This window comes from Kingella sp. (in: b-proteobacteria) (assembly GCF_030527935.1).
GTDB lineage: Bacteria > Pseudomonadota > Gammaproteobacteria > Burkholderiales > Neisseriaceae > Kingella_B.
Window position 1 is genome coordinate 26,196 of record NZ_JAUMZV010000016.1, and the last position, 23,215, is coordinate 49,410.

27 protein-coding genes are annotated in these 23,215 nt (G+C 52.6%); 15 read left to right on the forward strand and 12 right to left on the reverse strand.

Going from position 1 to position 23,215, the window contains the following annotated elements; translation table 11 throughout:
• The first annotated feature begins 279 nt into the window (after positions 1–279).
• From adk to Q4A85_RS06615, 3 genes are all read left to right on the forward strand, one after another.
• Positions 280–927 (forward strand): adenylate kinase, encoded by a 648-nt coding sequence (gene adk, locus Q4A85_RS06605; RefSeq protein WP_303108758.1) that lies wholly within the window; start codon positions 280–282, stop codon positions 925–927.
• Between the two features lie 108 nt (positions 928–1,035).
• Positions 1,036–1,629 carry a CNP1-like family protein gene (locus Q4A85_RS06610; protein ID WP_303108759.1) on the forward strand — a complete coding sequence of 198 codons (594 nt, stop codon included), beginning with the start codon at positions 1,036–1,038 and terminating at the stop codon, positions 1,627–1,629.
• A gap of 106 nt (positions 1,630–1,735) precedes the next feature.
• Entirely contained in the window at positions 1,736–2,614 is an 879-nt protein-coding gene (locus tag Q4A85_RS06615; RefSeq protein ID WP_303108761.1) for an NAD(P)H-hydrate dehydratase, read from the forward strand.
• Here Q4A85_RS06615 and Q4A85_RS06620 read toward each other — a convergent pair.
• The 3 genes from Q4A85_RS06620 to rpsA form a co-directional block, all read right to left on the reverse strand.
• The gene (locus Q4A85_RS06620; RefSeq protein ID WP_303108763.1) at positions 2,611–2,805 is read right to left on the reverse strand and encodes a hypothetical protein; all 195 of its coding nucleotides are present in this window, start codon (positions 2,803–2,805) and stop codon (positions 2,611–2,613) included. The genes Q4A85_RS06615 and Q4A85_RS06620 overlap by 4 nt on opposite strands.
• A gap of 151 nt (positions 2,806–2,956) precedes the next feature.
• On the reverse strand, positions 2,957–3,265 hold the full coding sequence (locus tag Q4A85_RS06625) for an integration host factor subunit beta (RefSeq protein WP_003797524.1): 309 nt from the start codon (positions 3,263–3,265) through the stop codon (positions 2,957–2,959).
• Between the two features lie 15 nt (positions 3,266–3,280).
• The gene (gene rpsA, locus Q4A85_RS06630) at positions 3,281–4,954 is read right to left on the reverse strand and encodes a 30S ribosomal protein S1 (protein ID WP_303108803.1); all 1,674 of its coding nucleotides are present in this window, start codon (positions 4,952–4,954) and stop codon (positions 3,281–3,283) included.
• Between the two features lie 180 nt (positions 4,955–5,134).
• Here rpsA and Q4A85_RS06635 point away from each other — a divergent pair, with 180 nt between their 5' ends.
• A complete protein-coding gene (locus Q4A85_RS06635) occupies positions 5,135–5,371 on the forward strand; it encodes a hypothetical protein (RefSeq protein WP_303108766.1) in 237 nt (78 codons plus the stop codon).
• Here Q4A85_RS06635 and cmk read toward each other — a convergent pair.
• The 3 genes from cmk to Q4A85_RS06650 form a co-directional block, all read right to left on the reverse strand.
• Complete coding sequence (cmk, locus tag Q4A85_RS06640; protein ID WP_303108805.1) at positions 5,352–6,014, reverse strand: (d)CMP kinase; 663 nt, start codon at positions 6,012–6,014, stop codon at positions 5,352–5,354. The genes Q4A85_RS06635 and cmk overlap by 20 nt on opposite strands.
• Before the next feature lie 546 nt (positions 6,015–6,560).
• Complete coding sequence (gene tal, locus Q4A85_RS06645) at positions 6,561–7,619, reverse strand: transaldolase (protein ID WP_303108767.1); 1,059 nt, start codon at positions 7,617–7,619, stop codon at positions 6,561–6,563.
• 232 nt (positions 7,620–7,851) lie between these two features.
• A complete protein-coding gene (locus tag Q4A85_RS06650) occupies positions 7,852–8,256 on the reverse strand; it encodes a bacteriohemerythrin (protein ID WP_303108769.1) in 405 nt (134 codons plus the stop codon).
• Between the two features lie 367 nt (positions 8,257–8,623).
• On the opposite strand from Q4A85_RS06650, the gene Q4A85_RS06655 reads away from it, so the two are divergent.
• On the forward strand, positions 8,624–9,592 hold the full coding sequence (locus Q4A85_RS06655; RefSeq protein ID WP_303108771.1) for an SIS domain-containing protein: 969 nt from the start codon (positions 8,624–8,626) through the stop codon (positions 9,590–9,592).
• A 425-nt stretch (positions 9,593–10,017) separates the two neighbouring features.
• On the opposite strand, the gene Q4A85_RS06660 is transcribed toward Q4A85_RS06655, so the two are convergent.
• Positions 10,018–10,428 (reverse strand): hypothetical protein, encoded by a 411-nt coding sequence (locus Q4A85_RS06660; RefSeq protein WP_303108773.1) that lies wholly within the window; start codon positions 10,426–10,428, stop codon positions 10,018–10,020.
• 252 nt (positions 10,429–10,680) lie between these two features.
• Complete coding sequence (locus tag Q4A85_RS06665; protein ID WP_303108775.1) at positions 10,681–11,142, reverse strand: low molecular weight protein-tyrosine-phosphatase; 462 nt, start codon at positions 11,140–11,142, stop codon at positions 10,681–10,683.
• A gap of 119 nt (positions 11,143–11,261) precedes the next feature.
• Here Q4A85_RS06665 and dapD point away from each other — a divergent pair, with 119 nt between their 5' ends.
• From dapD to Q4A85_RS06690, 5 genes are all read left to right on the forward strand, one after another.
• The gene (gene dapD, locus Q4A85_RS06670; RefSeq protein ID WP_303108776.1) at positions 11,262–12,083 is read left to right on the forward strand and encodes a 2,3,4,5-tetrahydropyridine-2,6-dicarboxylate N-succinyltransferase; all 822 of its coding nucleotides are present in this window, start codon (positions 11,262–11,264) and stop codon (positions 12,081–12,083) included.
• Positions 12,084–12,293: 210 nt separating this feature from the next.
• Positions 12,294–13,076: a tRNA pseudouridine(38-40) synthase TruA gene (gene truA, locus Q4A85_RS06675; protein ID WP_303108778.1), complete on the forward strand. Its 783-nt coding sequence runs from the start codon at positions 12,294–12,296 to the stop codon at positions 13,074–13,076.
• Between the two features lie 481 nt (positions 13,077–13,557).
• The gene (locus Q4A85_RS06680; protein WP_303108780.1) at positions 13,558–14,013 is read left to right on the forward strand and encodes a DUF441 domain-containing protein; all 456 of its coding nucleotides are present in this window, start codon (positions 13,558–13,560) and stop codon (positions 14,011–14,013) included.
• Positions 14,014–14,088: 75 nt separating this feature from the next.
• Positions 14,089–15,267: a radical SAM family heme chaperone HemW gene (gene hemW, locus Q4A85_RS06685; RefSeq protein ID WP_303108781.1), complete on the forward strand. Its 1,179-nt coding sequence runs from the start codon at positions 14,089–14,091 to the stop codon at positions 15,265–15,267.
• 399 nt (positions 15,268–15,666) lie between these two features.
• Positions 15,667–17,058 (forward strand): MFS transporter, encoded by a 1,392-nt coding sequence (locus Q4A85_RS06690; RefSeq protein ID WP_303108783.1) that lies wholly within the window; start codon positions 15,667–15,669, stop codon positions 17,056–17,058.
• Here Q4A85_RS06690 and Q4A85_RS06695 read toward each other — a convergent pair.
• Positions 16,999–17,181, reverse strand: a complete 183-nt coding sequence (locus Q4A85_RS06695; protein WP_303108784.1) for a hypothetical protein — start codon at positions 17,179–17,181, stop codon at positions 16,999–17,001. The two genes, Q4A85_RS06690 and Q4A85_RS06695, sit on opposite strands and share 60 nt — an antisense overlap.
• 1 nt (position 17,182) lies before the next feature.
• Between Q4A85_RS06695 and Q4A85_RS06700 the strand changes: the two genes are divergently transcribed.
• Positions 17,183–18,034 carry a hypothetical protein gene (locus Q4A85_RS06700; RefSeq protein WP_303108786.1) on the forward strand — a complete coding sequence of 284 codons (852 nt, stop codon included), beginning with the start codon at positions 17,183–17,185 and terminating at the stop codon, positions 18,032–18,034.
• A gap of 2 nt (positions 18,035–18,036) precedes the next feature.
• Positions 18,037–18,381, forward strand: coding sequence for a DUF5071 domain-containing protein (locus tag Q4A85_RS06705; protein ID WP_303108788.1), 345 nt, complete (start codon positions 18,037–18,039; stop codon positions 18,379–18,381).
• A gap of 76 nt (positions 18,382–18,457) precedes the next feature.
• On the opposite strand, the gene Q4A85_RS06710 is transcribed toward Q4A85_RS06705, so the two are convergent.
• The 3 genes from Q4A85_RS06710 to folB form a co-directional block, all read right to left on the reverse strand.
• Entirely contained in the window at positions 18,458–19,345 is an 888-nt protein-coding gene (locus Q4A85_RS06710; RefSeq protein WP_303108790.1) for an NAD(+)/NADH kinase, read from the reverse strand.
• Between the two features lie 311 nt (positions 19,346–19,656).
• On the reverse strand, positions 19,657–20,796 hold the full coding sequence (locus Q4A85_RS06715; protein WP_368500194.1) for a histone deacetylase family protein: 1,140 nt from the start codon (positions 20,794–20,796) through the stop codon (positions 19,657–19,659).
• 13 nt (positions 20,797–20,809) lie between these two features.
• Positions 20,810–21,160 carry a dihydroneopterin aldolase gene (gene folB, locus Q4A85_RS06720; protein WP_303108791.1) on the reverse strand — a complete coding sequence of 117 codons (351 nt, stop codon included), beginning with the start codon at positions 21,158–21,160 and terminating at the stop codon, positions 20,810–20,812.
• 65 nt (positions 21,161–21,225) lie between these two features.
• On the opposite strand from folB, the gene plsY reads away from it, so the two are divergent.
• From plsY to Q4A85_RS06735, 3 genes are read left to right on the forward strand one after another with little or no spacing between them, the layout of a single operon-like run.
• Positions 21,226–21,942: a glycerol-3-phosphate 1-O-acyltransferase PlsY gene (gene plsY, locus Q4A85_RS06725; RefSeq protein WP_303108793.1), complete on the forward strand. Its 717-nt coding sequence runs from the start codon at positions 21,226–21,228 to the stop codon at positions 21,940–21,942.
• Positions 21,943–21,997: 55 nt separating this feature from the next.
• A complete protein-coding gene (locus Q4A85_RS06730) occupies positions 21,998–22,522 on the forward strand; it encodes a hypothetical protein (RefSeq protein ID WP_303108795.1) in 525 nt (174 codons plus the stop codon).
• 34 nt (positions 22,523–22,556) lie between these two features.
• Positions 22,557–23,180 carry a hypothetical protein gene (locus tag Q4A85_RS06735; RefSeq protein WP_303108797.1) on the forward strand — a complete coding sequence of 208 codons (624 nt, stop codon included), beginning with the start codon at positions 22,557–22,559 and terminating at the stop codon, positions 23,178–23,180.
• The last annotated feature ends 35 nt before the right edge of the window (positions 23,181–23,215 follow it).

Here is a 23,215-nt window from a genome sequence, read left to right on the forward strand (position 1 = left end):
GCTCGCAAGGTGTCCAACCTTGCTGCGCTTTTTGCCTTGTATCCACGCTTTTATGTCATCAAATCTGCCTATGCCAATAGTGAATACAGATTCTTAACAATTCTTAAAACGTTATGATAGCCTTTTATCCCTGTTTCTGCCAAGTAGAACTGCGTTAAACCGCCCAGAATATAGCTTACTTACCACAACTTAACGCAACAGCACACCCCCGCCCCTTTTAGGCAGCCTGAAAACCTATTATTATGTGTTTTTCCCACTCTTGTTAACGAAAGCAAACACATGAAAGTTTTACTACTGGGCGCACCGGGCGCAGGCAAAGGCACACAAGCACAATTCATCACACGCGAATTTAACATTCCGCAAATTTCTACGGGTGATATGCTGCGCGCGGCGATTAAAGCGGGCACGCCTTTGGGCTTGGAAGCGAAAAAAATCATGGATGCGGGCGGCTTGGTGCACGATGACATCATCATCGGCATGGTGAAAGAGCGCATCGCGCAAAACGATTGCCAAAACGGCTTTTTGTTTGACGGCTTTCCGCGCACGTTGGCACAAGCCGAGGCGATGGTGGCAGCGGGGGTGGATTTGGACGCAGTGGTGGAAATTGATGTGCCCGATGCGGCGATTGTGGAGCGCATGAGCGGGCGACGTGTGCATTTGCCATCAGGGCGCACTTATCATGTGAAATACAATCCGCCCAAAGTGGCTGGCAAGGATAACGAAACAGGCGAAGATTTGGTGCAACGCGATGATGACAAAGAAGAAACGGTAAAAAAACGCCTTGCGGTGTATCACGAGCAAACCGAAGTTTTGGTGGGCTTTTACAGCCAATTAACAGGCGAACACGCGCCGCGTTATATTAAGGTGGATGGCACGCAAGCGGTTGAACGCGTAAAAGACGATGTGATAACGGCGTTGAAGCAATAATCAACAATAAGGCAGCCTGAAAACGAGTAAAGCGGGTTTTAGCGAAGCGAAAGCAATATTGCCAAACCTGTTTTCAAGCTGCCTTAAAGCATAGAAAGGATGCAAACGATGAAAAGAATTTGGCTTGCGGCATTGTTGTGCGGCGGTTTTCAGGCTGCCTTGGCGGATGGGGCTGACCATTTGGATAGGCGGCAACAAATCTTTATGCAAAATATTACCGAATACAACAAAGAGTTCAGCGAAGTGGACGTGCCGATGCCTGCCGTGCCCAATCCCAACGAAGGCGATTGGTTTGAGCTGTATATTGATAATATGTACAAAGGCAGCCCGCGCATTTTGTTGAGCAGCATCACGCAGGCGCAGGATGGCAGCGTGCGTTATGTGTTCAACAATCGCTCCGAAGCGGGCTACGACAACATCACCGCCGAAGGGCTGCTGTGCGTTACGGGCACGAAACTGCTGGATTCGGAAGGCTCTAAGCTGAAAACTTATGGCTATGCCGATTTGGTCAACCACCGCTGGATTGAGCCGCGCCATTCGCAATGGGTTACGCTGGGCGGCAAGCGCAACGCCACCGACCACGTGCGCCGCGTGTTATACGATGCGTTTTGCTTGGACACCAAAGCGCGCAACAGCGATGAAGAATTGCGCGCGCAGGTGCGCAAACAAGGACGCTTGGCGAAACGCGAATACGGAAAATGATTTTTAGGCTGCCTATGAGATGCAATAGGCAGCCTGAAATGCGTATTACGGCTCGCCCAACAGCGTTTCAGGCTGCCTGAAACCCTTTATTCAACAAGGATTGATTATGTTCCACATTGCCCCGCCCAACATCGCCCCCTATCGCGCCCACGCGCAACAACATTTCCCCAGCTTGCTCCGCCCCCGCCCCAACAACAGCCACAAAGGCACGTTTGGCACGGTGGGCGTGATTGGCGGCGGCGATGGCATGGCAGGCGCGGCATTGTTGGCAGGCATTGCCGCCTTGCAAACGGGCTGCGGCAAAGTGTTCATCGGCTTCAACCAAGCCACGCCGCCCAGCGCGGCTTATGCCTATCATCCCGAATTAATACTAGATTCTGCCGCGCGAACGGTTCAGCGCGACCACATCAACACATGGGTGATTGGCTGCGGCTTGGGGCAAAACGAATCCGCCGCCCGCGCCTTGCACGCCATCTGGAACAGCAGCCATCCGCAGCTTATCCTAGACGCGGACGCGCTACATTTGCTGGTGAACCATCCCAAATTGTTCCCGCCCGCGCGGCACACCGATTTGGTGCTCACGCCCCACCCTGGTGAAGCCGCGCATTTGCTGGATGTCAGCCCCAGCCAAGTGCAAAGCAACCGCGCATGGGCGGCGCGTGAAATCGCCAACCGCTATCGCGCGTGGTGCATTTTAAAAGGGCATGAAACCGTGATTTCATCGGCGCGTGGCTTTTTGCACATTAACAAAACAGGCAACGCAGGCTTGGCAACCGCAGGCAGCGGCGATGTGCTATCGGGCATTGTGGGCAGCTTGCTGGCGCAAGGCATTGCGGCGGAAGAAGCCGTATCGGCAGCAGTTTGGCTGCACGGCGCGGCATCGGAGATTTTGGCGTATATGCAAGTCGGACCCATTGGCTTGCTGGCGGGCGAGATTGCCGAAACGGTGCGCTGGTTAAGAAATCGGCTCACGGCGAATATTTAGCGTTGTCGCCATGATAAGGCAGCCTGAAAACAAAACCGTTTGCTGTTTCGCCAAATGGTTTTTTGTTGGATGGATGGGTTTTCAGGCTGCCTTTTATGTCTCGTCAGGCGATTAAGGCAGCCTGAAACCTTTGCAAAACCTGTAACCGATGGAGCATCGGCGGCTCGCCGACATTTTGGCAAATCAGTCATGCGATGTTTATAGTCGTTTCAATTAAGTTTTATACAAGGCGGTGAGCCGACACTCCATTTTAGGTTTCAGGCTGCCTATCATCGCCGCCCAACAAAAAAACCGTATCCCAAAAGATACGGTTTCTTCATCATAAGCAAACCAATAAACGTATCAAGCTGCGAAGGCTTGGTCCACGCGTTCGCGCAATTCCTTACCTGGTTTAAAGTGGGGCACGCGCTTGGCGGGCACTTCCACTCGTTCGCCTGTTTTCGGATTGCGTCCAACGCGGGGCGGGCGGTAGTTCAAGTCAAAACTACCAAACCCGCGAATTTCAATACGCTGACCTTTTGCAAGCGAGCGAGTCATGGTGTCCACCAAAACTTTTACGCCGTATTCAATGTCTTTGGCTTGTAGCTCCGTGCCTTCGTTGTTTTCAATAAACAATTCAGCCAAGCGAGCCATTAACTCTGATTTGGTCATTGTGTTTTACCTTATTTAGCTTTTGTTCAAAGATGCTTTAAGCAAATCGCCCAAGCTGGTTGTGCCTGCATTGACTGCGCTGGCGGCGTTGATGGATTTCAACGCATCTTGGTCTTCTTTGCGGTCTTTGGCTTTGATAGACAATTTAATGCTGCGGTTTTTGCGGTCAACCGACAAGATGATGGCTTCTACTTCGTCGCCTTCGTTCAGCTTGGTGGTCAAGTCTTCCACGCGGTCGACAGCAAATTCGGATGCAGGCAAGTAGGCTTCCACTTCGTCTGCCAAGGCAACCACTGCGCCTTTGGCTTCAACAGATTTCACTGTTCCTTTCACCAACGCACCTTTGTCGTTTACAGACAAGAAGTTGTTGAATGGGTCGCCTTCAAGCTGTTTGATGCCCAAAGAAATGCGTTCTTTTTCAACATCAATCGCCAACACAACGGTTTCCACTTCTTCGCCTTTTTTGTATTTGCGAACCGCTTCTTCGCCTGATTCAGTCCAAGACAAATCAGACAAGTGCACCAAGCCGTCAATGTTACCTGGTAAGCCCACAAACACGCCAAAATCGGTGATGGATTTAACCGCGCCTTTGAGTTTGTCGCCTTTGTTGTAGTTGGCTTCAAATTCTAACCATGGGTTCGCTTGACATTGTTTCATGCCCAAGCTGATGCGGCGTTTGTCTTCATCGATGTCCAAAATCATCACTTCCACTTCGTCGCCCAGTTGCACGACTTTGCTTGGGTGTACGTTTTTGTTGGTCCAATCCATTTCGGAAACGTGAACCAAACCTTCGATGCCTTGTTCAATTTCTACAAATGCGCCGTAATCGGTTAGGTTAGACACTTTGCCGAACAGGCGTGAGCCTTGTGGATAGCGACGAGCTAAGCCTTCCCAAGGGTCTTCGCCCAGTTGTTTCAAGCCCAAGGAAACGCGTTGTTTGTCTTGGTCAAAGCGCAATACTTTGGCTTCTACTTCTTTGCCCACTTCCAGCACTTCGCTTGGGTGTTTCACACGTCGCCATGCTAGGTCGGTGATGTGCAGCAAGCCGTCGATGCCGCCCAAATCTACGAATGCGCCGTAGTCGGTGATGTTTTTCACGATGCCTTTTACGATGGTGCCTTCTTGCAAGGTTTCCATCAGAGCTTTGCGTTCTTCGCCCAAAGTGGCTTCTAGCACGGCGCGGCGGGATACGACTACGTTGTTGCGTTTGCGGTCCAATTTGATGACTTTGAACTCAACTTCTTTGCCTTCAAATTGTGAAGTGTCTTTGATGGGGCGTACGTCCAACAAAGAACCCGGTAAGAAGGCGCGGATGCTGTTAACCATCACGGTCAAGCCGCCTTTTACTTTGCCGTTGATAACGCCTGATAGGATTTCGCCGTCTTCCATGGCTTCTTCCAAGGTAATCCAATCGGCTGCACGTTTGGCTTTTTCGCGTGAGAGTTTGGTTTCGCCAAAGCCGTTTTCTACGGATTCAATGGTTACGGTTACGAAATCGCCTACTTTAACTTCCAGTTCGCCCAAGGGGTTTTTGAACTCGGCGATGTCAATCAGCGATTCTGATTTTAAGCCTGCGTTCACGATGACGAATTTGTCGGTGATGTCCACTACTTCGGCGGTAATCACTTCGCCATAGTTCATTTCTTGGGTGTTAGAGTACTCTTCCAATAACTGGGCAAAATTTTCCATGTTTGGTTTTGCTTTCAATGCACCGCCAAGGTGTGCGGGGTTGGGTTGGTTGATTTGCTTATGCCCTTGGCTCATAAACAAGGTGGTTTCAGGCTGCCTAAACGGGGCTGCGCTGGAAAAGGAAAACGGCGCATTATACGCGCTTTTTGGTTTTTGTGTAGGGTAGAAGGCTGTTTTTTTGTGTGTTTTTTGGTGATGGAGATTTATTGGGAGCAAGTGGGCATCCTGAAAATGGGGGTGTGCTTTTTGCGCAGGTGGGGTGTGTTTTTTATGCTGGGGAATGTTGAAGCGCGTGTTTCAGGCTGCCTTTGGATGGTTGAATTAGGCAGCCTGAAACGCAGTTTAGCGCGGTTAAAAGGCTTGCTGTTATTTTGGGCGATAAGGTGTTTACTGCGTTTCAGGCTGCCTTTTGGCTAGCGTGATACCAATCCAGCACTTGCTGCACGGTGTCTTCTATGCTGCGGTGGGATGTGTCCAGCAGCTTGGCATCGGACAGTTGCTGCAAGGGGGCGGCGGCGCGGTTGCGGTCAGCTTCGTCGCGGGCTTCAATATCGGCGAGAATTTGCGCGAATGCGGGGCTGTTTACCGCTACACCGATTTGTTTGGCGCGGCGTTCGGCGCGGATTTGCGCGCTGGCGGTCAGGAAAATTTTGAGCGCGGCCTCGGGGAACACGGTTGAACCCATGTCGCGCCCGTCTGCTACCAAGCCTTGCGCGGTTAAAAAGCTGCGTTGGCGTTGCAACAGCGCGGCGCGAACGGCGGGCAGTTTGGCAACGGCAGACGCGCCCATGCCGATGCGTTCGCTGCGGATGGCTTGGCTTACGTCTTGTCCGTTGAGCAGCACGGTTTGACCACGAAATTCGGCGGGCAGTTGGGCGGCAAGCGCGGCGACGGCGGCTTCGTCTGCCCAATCGGCGTGTTGATTTTGCGCGTGCAAGGCGGTTAGGCGGTAGAGTGCGCCTGAATCAAGGTATGCCCAGCCCAGCGCGGCGGCAACGCGGGCGGCGATGGTGCCTTTGCCTGATGCGGATGGGCCGTCAATAGCGATGACTTTTTGCATGGTGGTTTCCTTGGGAATGGGTGGAGTTAGGGCAGCCTGAAACCTTTGCAAAACCCTAACAGCAGCCTGAAAGTAAGAAATGCCGTCATTCCCGCGTAGGCGGGAATCTTGTTTGATATTCAAGAATCTACGAAAAAACAAACCATTGTATAAATTTAACCAAGATTCCCGCCTACGCGGGAATGACGGAAAATTGACTATTTCTTGTTGCGTTTTGGGTTTTGCAAAGTTTTCAGCCTGAAAATGGTTTTGGCTACGGTTTTTGCTTTGTTTGTTTTGGCTGCGCTGAACTGCGTTTCTGCCAACCGCGTGCGCAGCAAGCTGCACACCCTACATCGCTTGTTTTATTTTAGATTTCGCAAACGTTTCAGGCTGCCTTTGCAATGGTTGGGCAGCCTGAAAAGGGTATTTCAACCTGCGCACTCAAAGCGTGGGTATGGCGGCGCAACGCCATGAAAATGGTCAAACGCCATCATCTATGCTTTTTCAGGCTGCCTTTGGGATGCTGATGCAGCCTGAAAACGGCGAAACCACGCTCATACCTTTTCAGGCTGCCAATGGCGCGAGCAGCTTGGCAAAGGCTTCTTCAAACTGCTTCAAACCGTCGTTTTGCAGGCGCGTTGCCAAGGTTTCTAAATCTATGCCCAGTTTTTCGGCTTCGGCAAGCTGGGCGAGCGCGGCGGGGATGTTTTCGGGCAGGGTGCGCGCGGCTGTGCCTGTGGCGATAAAGGCTTTGAGCGTGGCATCGGGCACGGTGTTTATGGTGTGTTCGCCAATCAGCGCGTCCACATACAGCGTGGCGGGGTAGTCGGGGTTTTTCACGCCTGTGGATGCCCACAACAGCGACGCGCGGTGTGCGCCTTGCGCGGCAAGGGCGGCAAATTGGGGGCTGGCGAAGTAGTCGTACCAATCTTGATAGGCGGCTTTGGCTAGGGCGATGGCGATTTTGCCGCGCAGGTGTTCGGGCAGCGTGCCGTCCAGTGCGTTGTCAATGCGCGAGATAAAGAAGCTGGCGACCACTTGAATTTGCGCAAGGTTGCCGCCGTTGGCTGCGAGTTGGGTTAAGCCTGCGGTGTAGGCAGCGTAGGATTTAAGTGTTTGTTTCCGCGAGAATAATAGCGTGAGATTGACGTTGATGCCGCTGGCGACAAGGGCGGTGAGTGCTTCCAAACCTGCATCGGTGGCGGGGATTTTTATCATGGCGTTGGGGCGGTTGATGGCTGCCCACAGGCGTTGCGCTTCGGCGATGGTGCGGGCAACATCGTGCGACAGCTCGGGGGAAACTTCTAGGCTCACAAAGCCTGTTTTGCCGTTTGAGCTGTCGTATTCGGCGCGGCACACATCGCACGCGGCTTGCACATCGGCGATAGCAAGGGTTTCGTAGATGGCTTGGGGGCTTTGGTTTTGCTGTTTCAAGGCGGCGATTTCGGGCGTGTAGAGCGCGTCGCATGAAAAGGCTTTTTGGAAAATGGCGGGATTGGACGTTACGCCGCACACGCCGTCAGCAAGAAATTGCCCCAGCTCGCCGCTTTGCACCAAGCTGCGCGATAGGTTGTCTAGCCAGATTTGTTGCCCGAGTTGTTTGACTTGTTTGATGGTGGTCATGCTGTTTTCCTTTGCTGTGGCGTGAAAAGGGGCAATCGTAAAGGTTTTTTTACAATTTGGGTAGGGGCGGTTTATTGGCTTGGGGGGGTGGGTTCTGCCGAAACGGTTTTCAGGCTGCCTAATGGTGGGCGCAATAGGCAGCCTGAAAACGGTAATCTCATAATCACCAACATCATCACCCAAACAAAAAAGCGTTTCGCAATCGGTTTGCAAAACGCTTTTTGTGGCTGGTTTAGCGCACGCCAGCGGCTTTTACATCGGCGATGTAGCCGTGGTCGTTTAAGCGGATGTGGCGGAACAGCCAGCCATCGCACATATCCAACACTTCTTGCAAGGCGGTGATGTCGCCGTTTTCAAAGCGGCCTTGCAATTCGCCCATTTTTTTAACAAAGTTAGCGTGTACTTTTTTGTGTGGCTCGGTCATACGGTAGTTGGCTTGTTCCAGCATTTTTTCTTCTTCGCCAAAGTGATAGATGGTGTAATCAATCAAATCTTGCAGTTCTTTTTTGGTGGCTTCGTAGTCGGCGGATTTGAATGCGTCGTCTAGTTTGTTAAAGTGGTCAACAAGAATTTGATGTTGTTCATCCACATCGGCAAAGCCTGTGTTAAGGTCTTGTGTCCAATACACGAGTGTCATGGTTTTATCCTTTTATAGCATGGGTAAGTTAAACGGTTTCCTATCTCCAAAATCATAGGAAAATCACAGTTTTGTGTGATTTCGTTATTATCATCCAGCCTGAATATTCATACAATATTATTTTTTAGGCACCGACTCTAAACCGCGCTATATGCTTGTTTTATTTTTGCTTTTTTGCGGGCGAAGTTTTGCCAAACTGTTGTGATAAAATCTTGTTTTTAGTCAAATAATTCTCATTTGGAACGGCAAAATGGTTTATTGCAAATAATATTAAATATCAAATGGGATGAGACAACGCAGCAAAGCAAAGCTATGCTGTTAAATTTGTTTTATAACTGTTAAATTTGTTTTATAAATAGAGGTGGCAATGGTTCATCAATATCTTTTATGGGCGCGTGATGCCTTGGCAAGCGAGGCGGCGGCGATTGGCGAAGTGTCGGCGGCGTTGGGCGCAGATTTTGTGCACGCGGCTCAGGCGATGTTGGCTTGCCGTGGGCGGGTGATTGTTACGGGCATGGGCAAATCGGGGCATATTGGGCGCAAGATGGCGGCAACGCTGGCTTCCACGGGTACGCCTGCGTTTTTCGTGCATCCTGCGGAGGCGGCGCATGGCGATTTGGGGATGATTGTGGATGGCGATGTGGTGGTGGCGTTGTCTAATTCAGGGGAGAGCGATGAGATTTTGGCGATTTTGCCTGCGTTAAAGCGCAAGGATACGGTGTTGATTGGCGTGTCGTCTAACGCGCAATCTAGCTTGGCGCGGTTTGCGGATATTCATATTCGCGCGGCGGTGTCGCACGAGGCTTGCCCGCTTAACCTTGCGCCCACATCCAGCACCACGGCGGTGTTGGCGTTGGGCGATGCGTTGGCGATTGTGTTACTCAAAGCGCGGCGGTTTACTTCGGAAGATTTTGCGTTGAGCCATCCTGCGGGGAGCTTGGGGCGGCGTTTGCTGCTGACGGTGGGGGATTTAATGCACGCGGGCAATGAATTGCCTGCGGTGGCGGAGCAGACGTTGTTGAAATCGGCGATTGTTACCATGAGCGAGAAGGGATTGGGGATGCTGGCGGTGGTGGACGTTTCAGGCTGCCTGAAAGGCGTGCTGACGGATGGGGATTTGCGCCGTTTGTTTGAAGTGCGTGATTCGTTTGCGGGGCTAACGGTGGATGATGTGATGAAGCGCGAGCCGAAGTTTATCGCGCCCGATAAGCTGGCGAGCGAGGCTTTGCGGATGATGCAGGAGAAGCGGATTGGCGGGCTGTTGGTGTGCGAAGATGGCGGGCGTTTGGTGGGGGCGTTGAATATGCATGATTTGCTGCGGGCAAGGGTGGTTTAGTGGGTTTCAGGCTGCCTATGGGGTGAGCGGAATAGGCAGCCTGAAAACCAATTTAAAACCTTTGCAAAACCTTAGCAGCAGTGTGTGGGGTGAGCAACTTGCTTGCCCACCATGGCGGATAGCTTCAACGTTTTGGCGGGCAAGTGAATTGCCCACCCTACCATTTGGCGTTTTCAGGCTGCCTCAATCATTCCCCAAAGGCAGCCTGAAAATGGCACGCCAATATTTTGGCTGATGATAAACGCCATCCTAATTTCATCCACCATTGGGCAACGAGCCGTCGCCGCTCCATTTTAGGTTTCAGGCTGTCATTGGGGGTTTTGCAAAGGTTTCAATTTGGTATCGCTTAAATCGTAAACACAAAAAAACACGGCAATCCTGCGATTAGCCGTGTTTTCTGTTTTCAGGCTGCCTATGCGGGCGTGTTACCAGCCGTCGCGATAACGGTAATAGTCGTCATCATAATAGCGATTGCGGTAGTCATTGCCGTAGCGCATATCAATGCGGGTGCGGTCGTTGCCCCAGCCGTAGCGGATGTTGAAGCCGTTGTTGCTATCGTAATCGTAGCCGTAATCATAATTTCGGCGGTTGTAACGGCGATTGTGGCGGCGATAATTATCATAGTCGCGGTAGCGGCGGTCGTAGCGGTCGCGGTCGTAGCGGCGATTGTAACGGTCGTATCTGTCGTAACGGCGGTCGTAGCGGTCGCTGCGGTCAATGTCTATTCTGCCGCGGTCAAGTTCAATTCTTGGGCTGTCGTCGCCGTAATACATCAGTTCTGCGTGGGCGGTGGTAGCCAGCGTGCCCAGTAGCAAGGCGAATAGGATGTTTTTCATCGTGCGTCCTTTCGGAAAATTTGGGGTGCTTTGAATAACTTAGGGCGGGCATTGTGGCGAACTGCGTCTTTATCGTAAAACCTGCGTTTGTAATCATTGTCTGCTTGTAAACGCAGGTTTAGCAGGAAAAGGATGCAAAAAACGCTCGCCCCAGTTATCCAAAAGCGGCTGCATTTTAGCGCAAGCCGTTTTCAGGCTGCCTGAAAATTACATTTCATTACGCAGGCTAACCATTTGTTTTGCCCCCGCTCGCTACATTGCGCCATCTTGCAAGCGCGTGAGCAGCGCATCGCAGCAGGCGGTGAGAATATCGCGCGTTTCGTTGAAATTACCTGTGTACCACGGGTCGGGAACGTGGTCGTAGCGGCTGCTTGCGGGCAACAGGTCGGTGATTTTGAAGATTTTTTCAGGCTGCCTGCCAAACAGTTTTTCCACATCGCGCAAATTGCTGTCGTCCATCACGATTAAATAATCGTAGCCGTTCACATCGCTTTTTTTGATTTTGCGGCTGACAAAATCCCGCGAAGCGATGCCCAATCCATCCAGCACATCGGCTGTGCCGCAGTGCATCCCTTCGCCATCGTGCCAGCCTGATGTGCCTGCGCTGGCGGTGTGCACGGGGATGCCACGCTTGGCTGCCATGTCGCGGAAAATATATTCTGCCATCGGCGAGCGGCAGATGTTGCCCAAGCAAATAAAAAGGATTTTTTTCATTGTGTTGTTTCCCAAAAAAAGGCGGCATTGTAAAGGGATTGGGCGGATTAGGCAGCCTGAAAAACGGTTTTTGCGCTACAATCGCGCCTTTCTTGCTCAACTTCTATAAGGATAAAGCCATGTCTTTGCAACAAATTATTGAAACCGCTTTTGAAAACCGCGCTGAAATCACACCTGCTAATGTGCAGCCCGAAGTAAAGGAAGCGGTGTTGGAAACCTTGCGCCAGCTAGACAACGGCTCGTTGCGCGTGGCAGAACGCCGTGGCGTGGGCGATTGGTTGGTGAACGAATGGGCGAAAAAGGCGGTGTTGCTGTCGTTTCGCATTGCGGACAACGAGTTGGCGGACGATGGCGTGAACCGTTATTTTGACAAGGTGCCGACTAAGTTTGCTAATTGGTCGCAGGCGGATTTTCAGGCTGCGGGTTTCCGTGCTGTGCCAGGGGCGATTGCGCGGCGCGGCAGCTTTGTGGCGAAAAATGCGGTGCTGATGCCGTCTTATGTGAACATTGGCGCGTATGTGGACGAAGGCACGATGGTGGACACTTGGGTTACCGTGGGCTCGTGCGCGCAAATCGGCAAAAACGTGCATTTGAGCGGCGGCGTGGGCATTGGCGGCGTGTTAGAGCCGTTGCAAGCTGCGCCAACAATTATTGAAGACAACTGCTTTATCGGCGCGCGCAGCGAGATTGTGGAAGGCGTGGTTGTGGAAGAAGGCAGCGTGATTTCTATGGGCGTGTTTATCGGGCAATCCACCAAAATTTACGACCGCGAAACAGGCGAAATCCACTATGGGCGCGTGCCCGCTGGCTCGGTGGTGGTATCGGGCAGCCTGCCCAGCAAAGATGGCTCGCACAGCTTGTATTGCGCGGTGATTGTGAAAAAAGTGGACGCGAAAACGCGGGCGAAAACCAGCGTGAATGAGTTGTTGCGCGGGGTTTGATGTTTTGCGTTTGACCGTGTGATTGTTTTCAGGCTGCCTCCAAGGCAGCCTGAAAATTATTTGGTGGTGTCTTAATAAAGTACGCTGCACCGCTGTTCCCTCTCCCGCTGGCGGGGGAGGGAACAGATGGCTGGATTTTTAACCCATGCTGCTTGCCATCAACCATCATCAAGCCAGCATACACCAATTATTTTGTAACCCATTCCCACCATGACCCGCTACGCCCTTACCCTTTCCTACAACGGCAGCGCATTTTTCGGTTTCCAAAAACAAGCCGCTGGCATCCCCACCATCCAAACCGCGCTGGAACACGCGCTCGCACAAATTGCGGGCGAACCCATTGCCATCACCGCCGCTGGGCGCACCGACACGGGCGTGCACGCCACTGCACAGGTGGTGCATTTTGACAGCCACGCCACGCGCCCGCTCACGGCTTGGGTACGCGGTGTGAACGCGCATTTGCCCGATGGCATTGCGGTGCTGCACGCCCAAGCCGTTGCGCCCGATTTTCACGCGCGGTTTGATGCCTGCGCTCGGCGTTATCGCTATCTGCTGCAATCTGCGCCTGTGCGCTCGCCGTTGCTGGTGGGGCGGGCGGGCTGGACGCATTATCCGCTGGATGTTGCCGCCATGCGCCAAGCCGCTGCGCTGCTGTTGGGCGAGCACGATTTTTCCAGCTTCCGCGCCGCCGAGTGCCAAGCCAAATCGCCGGTGAAAACGATGTACGCGCTGACGTTTTCAGGCTGCCCCAGCCTAATCAAAATAGATTTTCACGCCAATGCGTTTTTGCATCACATGGTGCGCAATATTGTGGGCGCGTTGGTGTATGTGGGCTGCGGGCGGTTAAGCGTGAACGAGTTTGCTGCGATGTTTGCCGCGCAAAGCCGTTTGACCGCGCCGCCTACGTTTATGGCGGACGGTTTGTATTTCACGGGCGTGGACTACCCCGAAAAATGGGGCATTAGGCAGCCTGAAATGCCTGAATGGTTGTGAAGTGGTTTTATCTATGCGAAATGGGTTTTCAGGCTGCCTTATCGCCATCCCGATAACCCCGCCCCGCAAATCGGTTTGTTGGTGTCTTAAAAAGTATGTTGTGCCGTAATTCTCTCTCCCGCTGGCGGGAGTGGCTGTTTAACCTACAACCTCCATCCTAGCCTTCCCCAGCCAGCGGGGGAAGGAACAGATTGCAGAAGTTTTAGAACCTGTATTCATTATTTGCATAGGTAGATTTTATGGCATAAAAACGTGGATACAAGGCAAAAAGCACAGCAAGGTTGGACACCTTGCGAGCATTTTTAACACGGTAGCCGCGTTTTTAGGACATAAAAGATGCCTATGAAAACAGTGAATACAGGTTCTTAGTCCTTGCTGCCTGCCCATCAACAATAATCAAGTCAGCATACTTTTTGGGATACCGCCATCGGTTTACAATCCCCCTTTTCCCCCAAAGGCAGCCTGAAAACGGCTTCGCATTATGAACTGGACATTTAACCCCGTTAGCATTCTGCTCATTGTGTTTATCGCGCTGGGCTATTTCAGCAAAAATGGCGCAATTTGGATTTCATCCAGCATCTTGCTGGTGGTGCAGCAAACCGTGCTCACGCGCTATTTGCCGCAAGCCGACCGCCCGCTGATTAGCTTGGGCATTTTGATTTTAACCATCGGCATTCTCGCGCCGCTGGTATCGGGCAAGGTGCAACTGCCGCCCATCAGCCAATTGCTAGACATCAAGCTGTTCACCGCCGTGCCCACAGGCATTTTTGTGGCGTGGCTGGCGGGGCGCGGCATCGGCGTGATGCAGTCGCAGCCCAATCTGATTATCGGCTTGCTGGTGGGTACGGTGATTGGAGTAACGTTTTTTAACGGCATTCCTGTTGGTCCGCTGATTGCGGGCGGCTTGCTGTCGTTGCTTTTTATGAACAGCAAATAATCGTTTTCAGGCTGCCTATGCTCACCACTCAAAGGCAGCCTGAAACCCTGTAAACACACTCAACCCCATCCCACCATGCAGCTCACCCCCCTATTCCAGCCCACCCCGCTCACATCCCTGCCCCCGCTCTCGCTCTACATCCACATCCCATGGTGCATCCAAAAATGCCCCTATTGCGACTTCAATTCCCACAAAATCAAAACCACACTGGATGAGCAGAGCTACATCCAAGCCCTGATTGCCGACCTAGAAACCGAGCTGCCGCACATCTGGGGTCGCCCGATAGAAACCATCTTTATCGGCGGTGGCACGCCCAGCGTGTTCAGCGCACAAGCAATTGACGAGCTGCTCTCCGCCATCCGCGCCCGCGTGAAAATCCAGCCCGACGCCGAAATCACGCTAGAAGCCAACCCCAGCACCTTTGAGCGCGAAAAATTCCACAGCTTCAAAGCAGCAGGCATCAACCGCCTATCCATCGGCGTGCAAAGTTTCAACGATGCGCACCTTGCCCGCATCGGGCGCATCCACAACACCGCCGAAGCCCACGCCGCCATCCAAGATGCCGTGCAGATTTTTGAGCGCGTAAACATAGACTTAATGTATGCCCTGCCGCATCAAACCCTCGCCCAAGCCCAAGCCGATGCCCAAGCCGCCATCGCCCACGGCACCAGCCACATCAGCGCGTATCATCTCACGCTAGAACCCAACACCCCATTCGGGCACACCCCGCCGCAAGGCATCCCCGACAGCGAAACCGCCCAAGACATAGAAGACACCGTACACGCCGCCCTAGCCGCCGCAGGCTACGCCCAATACGAAACCAGCGCATTCGCCACCGCCCCAAGCCAACGCGCCCGCCACAACCTAAACTACTGGCAATTTGGCGACTACATCGGCATCGGCGCAGGCGCGCACGGCAAAATCAGCTACCACAGCCACATAGAACGCACCAGCCGCAGCCGCCACCCCAGCGAATACCTTGCCGCCATGCAAAAGCAGCCTGCAACCGCCATCCGCCGCGCCCCCATCGCACCGCAAGATTTAGCAGGCGAATTTATGATGAACGCCCTGCGCCTGCTGGACGGCGTGCCCAGCGCATTTTTGCCCGAACGCACAGGCATCAACGCCGCCCAAATCAGCCGCGCCATCCAAGCCGCCCAGCAAAAAGGGCTGCTGGACAGCAACCCGCTGTATTTCCGCCCCACCGCGCTGGGGCAACGGTTTTTGAACGATTTGATTGAGTTGTTTTTGTGAACAGGGTGGCGGGTTAGGGCAGCCTGAAAACGAGCGAAGTGCGTTTCTGCGAAGCTAAAACGTTTTTTAAATGCGGTATTTAGATTTTCAGGCTGCCTATTTCACACGGACAACATTAGTTAAATGATTAACACAAATCATTGTTGCGAACACGATGGCGCGGATTAAGGCAGCCTGAAACATACCAAGAATGGCTGACACTACACGGGGTGCAGGGGCTTGCCCCTGCTCGTGGTAGGCGGCGAAACGCCTGCCCTGGCAAAAAATAGCTATGTTTAAAAGCAGCCTGAAACTCCGTTCTACGAAGCTAACATCTTATCCCACAAGCAAAAGCCCATTTTCGTCCACACCCATTTCCATTTTCAGGCTGCCTGAACCCATCCCCCAAAAAACCCCACCATGACCACCCAACCCATCCCCCACCGTCTTCTCCCCCTGCTCCTTGCCACCGCCGTTTTCATGCAAATGCTGGATGCCACCGTGCTCAACACCGCGCTGCCCACCATGGCAACCGCCCTGCACGAATCGCCGCTGCAAATGCAATCCGCCGTGGTTTCCTACGCGCTCACGCTCGCGCTGCTGATGCCGTTAAGCGGCTGGTTGAGCGACCGTTTCGGCATCCGCCAAGTGTTTTTTGGCGCGATGCTGATTTTTGTGCTCGGCTCGGCCCTGTGCGCTGCCGCCACCAATTTGCCGCTGCTGGTTGCCGCCCGCGTGGTGCAAGGCATTGGCGGCGCGATGATGACACCTGTGCCGCGCCTTGTGATGGTGCGCGCCTACGACAAAACCCAGTTGATTAACATGATGAATTATGTGGTGATGCCCGCGCTCATCGGCCCGATTATTGGCCCGATTGTTGGCGGCTACTTGGTGGAATACGCTTCTTGGCATTGGATTTTTTTGATTAACCTGCCCGTGGGGCTGGCGGCGGCGTATCTCACGCGCAAAATCATGCCCGATTTTGCGCAAGTTGCCGCGCCGCGCAAGTTTGATTTGGCAGGGTTTTTGTTATTTGGCGCGGGTGCGGTGGGGCTGAGCGTGGCGGTGGAAACGCTGCAACGCGCCGATGAAGCATGGCTTGCCGCTGGTCTAATGCTGCTGGGCATCGCTGCGCTGGCGGGCTATGTGTGGCACGCCAAGCGCACCGCCGAGCCTTTGTACGACAAAAATCTGCTCAAAGTGCGCACCTATCGCTTGGGGCTGCTGGGCAACCTGTCGGGGCGCATCGGCATGAGTTCGCTGCCGTTTATTCTGCCCTTGCTGCTGCAAGTGGGCTTTGGGCGCAACGCAAGCGTGTCGGGCTGGGCGTTAGCCCCGATTGCCGCCGCGTCTATTTTCGCCAAATCGCTGGTGAAACCGCTGGTAACGCGCTTTGGCTACCGCAAAATGCTGATGAGCAACACCGCCATCATCGGCGCGATGATTATGCTGCTCGCCCTGCCCACCGCCCACACGCCGCTTTGGCTGCTCACTCCGCTGTTGCTGCTACTGGGCGCGTGCAATTCCATCCAGTTCACAGGCATGAACACCATCACGCTGGCGGATGTGCGCCCTTATCAAGCCGCCAGCGGCACCAGCTTAATGTCGGTAAATCAACAGCTTGCAGTGGGCTTTGGCACGGCAATCAGCGCGGCGTTGCTGCATTATTTTTCCACGCTGCCCGCTCTGGCAGGCAATGTGCAAACCGCGTTTCGCTGCACCTTCTTGGCAATCGGCGGCTTTACCCTGTTTTCAGGCTTGATTTTTGCGCGACTGCATCGGCTGGATGGCGAGAATTTGATTGAGCGGTAACGATGCGGGTTTGATGGATAAAGGCAGCCTGAAAACGAGCGAAGCGAGTTTCAGCGAAGCTAAAACAGCATCTAAACCCGTTTTCAGGCTGCCTTTTTCCCAATATCCCCAAGAAAGCCCCAAAATGTCCCAAACCCTCCCCCTATCCCAAATCAACCAAAGCACAGGCGCAAAGCGCACCATCGCCAACATGGCAAAGAAAATGCGCCTAGACCCCGCATGGCTGCACACCCTGCTTAGACTGCATTGGAACTACGACAAAGTCGGGCGCGAAGCCATGGGCTGGGTAACGCCCGCCGCCGATGCCGATTTCGCCGCCGCCATCGCCCGCATCAACCACGCAGTCAATATTAAGCACTCCGCTTCGCCACATGGGCAGCCTGAACCCCCCATCGCCCCCGATGCCGCCGCCCAAGCCGTGCTGCACGCCCTTGCCCACACCAACGAAGCCGAGCTACAACAACGCTTTGCCGCCGCCGTCCAGCGCGGCGACACCAGCATCGTGCAAGAATACGCCCGCTACCATTTCTACCGCCACGCCACCGCCGAACGCCTGATCGCCCGCTGGCCGCAACCGCTCACCCCCGAAGCCATCGCCAAGCAACTCTTCTTCAAAGTCTTTTCCGCCTACCACGACTGCCACCCCTACGTCTGCCTTGTCCTGCCCCTGCCCTACACCCAAACCGACTACACCCCAAGCCGCTGGCTAGACGACTTTCTCGCCGCCGTGCAACGCACCCCGCCGCCCACCCTCAGCGACCTACTCACCACCCTCGCGCCCCATTGCACAGGCAACAAAAAATTCCGCCAAGAAGTGCTGCAAGCCCTCTCCTACGCAGGCTTGCTCCAAGTAAACGGACACTCCGTGCGCGAGCAATACCTGCCCGACTGCCAAAACCAATACAGCACGCACTTTATGTCTAACGAATGGTCGTACCCGCTTCGGTTTTGGAACGACGGGCAAAAGGCAGCCTGAAAATGCCAATCAAACCGCCGCAAGACAAATTTGGCCTAACCGCCGTTGTCGCGCTGGTGCACGCCGATGCGCCCACCCTGCGCCCGCTGCTGCCCGAACTGTTGGCATGGCTGCAAGACAGCAATTGGTTGATTGCTGCGCCGCTGGCAGAGGTTTTGCGCCCGCATCAGCAAGCGTTTGATGCGGAGATTGCGGCGGTGCTGCGCGGCGATGATGCGGTTTGGAAAACATCACTGCTGGCAGGCTTGCTGGATTGCCGCGCGGGCGATGAAACGGTACGCGCTGCCGAGCGGACAGAAGGCGCAGACGAAGCGGCGCGGGATTTTTTGGCGCGGCGGGCAGGGTAGCGCGATGCGTAACAAAAAGGCAGCCTGAAAACGCGCTTTACTCGTTTTCAGGCTGCCTATTGCTTGGCGTGCTCCCTCAAATCAACTGCTCCCCCCAATGCAATTTTTGCCGCAATGTCTTGTAATACTGATAACTATTCGGGTGCAACACGCGCAGTTCGTTGTGGTAGAGGTGGATGATGATTTCATCCATGTTTTGAATATCCACAAACGATTGCCCATCGTAATGCACGCGCGCGTCGCCCGCTTTGGTAATCAGGATGCGGATTTCGTTGGCATCGCCAATCACAATCGGGCGGTTGGTCATGGATTGCGGGCAAATCGGCACCAGCGTCAGGGCGCGGATGGCGGTTTGCAGAATCGGGCCGCCCGCCGCCAGCGCGTAGGCGGTTGAGCCTGTGGGCGTGGACACAATTAAGCCGTCGCTGCGCTGGGTGTACACAAATTCGTTGTTGATAAACACTTCAAATTCAATAATTTGCCCTGCGCCTCCGCGCGACAGCACCACATCATTGAGCGCGATACCGTGATAAATCGTTTCGCTGCCGCGCTGCACGGTGGTTTCCAGCAGGATGCAGTCGTCCGCCAAATAATCGCCCGCCAGCATTTTGCTCAGTTCCGCCACCATGTTTTCGCGCGGCACTTGGGTGAGAAAGCCCAAATGCCCTTGGTTTACACCAATCAGCGGCACGCGATAGGGTGCGGCTTCGCGGGCGGCGGAAAGAAATGTGCCATCACCGCCAAGCACCAAAATCAAGTCGCAATCTTGCCCGATGTTGTCGCTGATGGCGCAAAGCTGCTGGTCGGCTTCGCTGACTAAACCGTTGTCGGCGCAGGGTTTGTCTATCACGATGGCAAGCTGTTGCGCGTGCAAAAAGGCGATAAGTTGGTGGATAACGGGGGCGATGTCGGGCGTGTTGGGGCGGGTGAGTATGCCGATGCGGTGGAATTTGCTGGGGTTCATGGTAAGAGAGTTTTTTTGGTGGGGGGGGATTAGGCAGCCTGAAATAGGGTTGGCGGATGGTTTTTTCAGGCTGCCTTATAAACCATAGCGCACGGTATAGTCAGCCTGAAAATATCTTCCATCCATTCTCAGGCTGAAACCTTTGCAAAATCTAAAACACTACAAGAAATAGTCAATTCTCCGTCATTCCCGCGCAGGCGGGAATCTTGGTTAAGCTAACGCAATGATTTGTTTTTGCATGAGTTTATAAATATTAAGCAAGATTCCCGCCTGCGCGGGAATGACGGCATTTCTTAATTTTTCAGGCTGCCTTAAATAAACGGACTTGCTTTCACCAAACACGCAATATGCGCTTTCGCACTTTTGGCAAGGCTGGTGAGCTTATAGCCGCCTTCTAGCACCGAAACAATCCGCCCTTCGCTGTGGCGATTGGCAATCAGCATGATTTTTTTGGTTATCCATTCATAATCGGCTTCGGTTAGGTTCAGATGCCCAAAATCGTCGTTGCGGTGGGCATCAAAGCCTGCGGCAAAAAATATCATCTGCGGGCGAAAGCTGGCAAGGCGCGGCAGCCATTGGGCGCGCACCACATCGCGAAACGCATCGCTGCCATCGCCTGCTTTGAGCGGCGAGTTAATCACATTCGGATTGCTGCCCGTAAACGGCACGCCGCTAAACGGATACAGCGGATGCTCAAACGATGACAACAACATCACGCGCGGGTCGTCGCGGAAAATGTCTTCCGTGCCATCGCCGTGGTGCAAATCAAAATCCACAATCGCCACCCGCGCCAAGCGGTATTCGGCGATGGCGTGCATGGCGGCAACGGCAACATTGTTGATAAAACAAAAACCTGCGGCCTTATCGGCATGGGCGTGATGGCCGGGCGGGCGGATGGCGCAAAAGGCGTTTTTGGCTTGCTTTTTCATCACCATGTCCACCGCTTTAATGGCTGCGCCAGCGGCATGGCGGGCGGCGGCGAGCGTGTCGCGGCTTAAATAGGTGTCTTCTTCAATTTTCACCGTGCCATCGCTGGGGATTTGGTTTTCTAGGTTATTCAAATATTTGCGCGTGTGCACCCGCGCGAGTTGAATATCGGTTACTTCGGGGGCTTCAATCTTTTGCAACAAATGCCACAAGCCCGATTTGCGCAACACGCACTCAATCGCTTCCAGCCGCTTCGGGCTTTCGGGATGCTCGCCGTTCACAAAATAGGCAAGGCAGGCGGGCGAAAATATCCACGCCGTGCGCCCTTTAATCGCCAGCAAGCGCAGCAATTTGGCGCACACAAAACGATACTGCCGAAGCATCAGCATCACAGGAAACGGCGGTTTGGCGGGCAAATGGTTTTTCAGGCTGCCTATCACGCGGCGTGTGCGAATCCGCGCCCAGCGGATAATCTTGTTGGCAAGGCGTTTCAGGCTGCCTAAACGGCTTTTGCGGTGTGTCATCCCGTTCATCGGCTTAAACACGCTGGCGTTCAATTTCAATGCCCACTTCGCGCACATCGGGCAACACGCCCGCCTTGCTCACGCGCAAACGCAGCTGCGGCGTGGGATAGTGTTCAAACACAAGCTGGGCAACAAATTCGGCAAGGCTTTCCAGCAATTTGAAATCGCAATCGGCCAGCTCTTGGCGAATAAGCTGGCACACTTCGCCATAATGAATGGTGTGTTCAATGTTGTCGTCTTGATGGCTGTTTTCGGGCAAAACAATGTCTAAATCCAAGATAAGCGTTTGCTTATGCTGGCGTTCCCAGTCATACACGCCAATGAGTGTATCCGCCTTCATGCCGTGTAAGAAAATTTTGTCCATTTGCTTAAAGTTCCGTTAAAATATGCACGATTTTTGTTATTGTAAACGAAAGGCGCGGTGTTTGTATGTTCTTATTCGCATTGATGATTGCGGTAGTGGCGTATTTAATCGGTTCTATTTCAGCCGCCATTTTGGTGTCCAAAAAAATGAACTTGCCCGACCCCAAAACCTACGGCTCGGGCAACCCTGGGGCAACCAACGTGCTGCGCAGCGGCAACAAAAAAGCCGCCGCGTTTACCCTGCTGGGCGATGCGTTTAAAGGCTTGCTGGCGATTGGCTTGGCGCGTTGCTTAACCACTTGGCTGGGCTTACCCGATTACACCGTGGGCTTGGCGGCGATGGCAGTGGTGCTGGGGCATATGTATCCCATTTTCTTCGGCTTTAAAGGCGGCAAAGGCGTGGCAACAGGCTTTGGCGTGATTTTAGCGATGTCGTTTTGGACAGCATTTTGGGTAGCGTTGATTTGGGCAACGATTGCGTTTAAGTTCAAAAAATCTTCGCTCGCCGCTTTAATCGCCGCCGCGTGTGCGCCGTTTACCGCATTTATCGTGATGACACATCCGTATCACCCCAGCTGGGGCTGGTCGTTGACGGTGGTGGCTGCGCTGGTGATTATGCGCCATCGCGACAACATCAAACGAATGCAAGCAGGCAACGAACCTGATGTGGGCAACACCGCCGCGCCCGCACAACCTGCCAACCCTGTTGCACCCGTGGCAGAACCTGCCGCTCAAAAAGTAGAGCAAGTGTTGGTGTTGCAAAAAAACGCGCGCCGCTCGTAAACCGATTTTCAGGCTGCCTGAGAGCATTGTTTAGGCAGCCTGAAATGTATTTGGTTTGGATGAAAATATGATGAATGTTAAGAAAATAGCGTTTATAACAACAAGTTTATTAGGCTTGCTATTTACTTCGCAGATATTTGCGAAACAGAAAGAAAAAATACCTGATTTTTCGGGTCATTGGGGGTTTGTTGAGTTGCTTTGTGAACGCGATTTGTATATGGCTGAAAATTATGTTTTTAAGCAAAAAGACCATAAGGTATGGGGCACTTACAATGGAGGGGCATCAGCAGGAAAAGGTTATGATGAAGGAAAAGTTAGAGGAGTAATTAAAGGAAATAGGCTGTTTATTCAAGAATGTAGCACTCCTGATGAATATAGAACGCTAATTGATGTGTGTCCAAAATATTCACACATATACTATTTTTTTGTTAAAAAAAATAACAATACATTGAAACGATATTTTATTTACAAGAAATATAATAATGATTATAGTCATTTAGAAAGAAAGGGGAAGCCTGATATGTTTTATAGAGATAGAAAAAATAAGCCAGCTTCTGTAAAAAAAATTGGGGGTTGTTAATTTATGAGTTTATTTGCTTAACGAGAGGATAGTTATGTCAATACAAAAATCATATGAAATTTCAGATAATGAGCTATTTGCCATTACCTATTTTGCCGTAGGTGCGGCATCCGAAGCAAGAACAAGAGCATACCAACTTGTTATTGCGGGCACAGAAATAAAGGATAGTAGTGGAAACATTATTATGCTAGAACCTCGCGACAATAGCGGCTATTCTTTTAGCATGATGCAAAATGATTTAGGGCAAAGAAAAGATACTACGCCCTATTTAATCCATGCAACACAAAGATGGGCATTAAGTCATCAACCTAACTTGGCTTTTGAGGATAAAGAGATTGATTTATTTATCAATAAAATAGCTAGAACAGGTAAAGAAATCAGAAAGGATGGGAAAGCACCGTTACCAGCAAAAATTCAGCCAGCTGTAAATGCTTTTTTAGCTTCTGATGAAGGTATTGCCTTTACACATAGCTACGATGTAAAGCAAATTGCTAAAATTAAAAAAGTTATTCTTGATCCCCTGCGTGAAACCGCACTTTATCAAAACAGCAGCTATGAAGATAAAATTCGATTAATAACCGTGTCTGCTAAATTATTTAACCAAGCAGAAGGGCATAGTAGAGCTTTATTAAAAAATATTAGGGGCTGTCCTAGATAACTCAGGAAATTCACATTAAGTTAGAATTTCCCCTA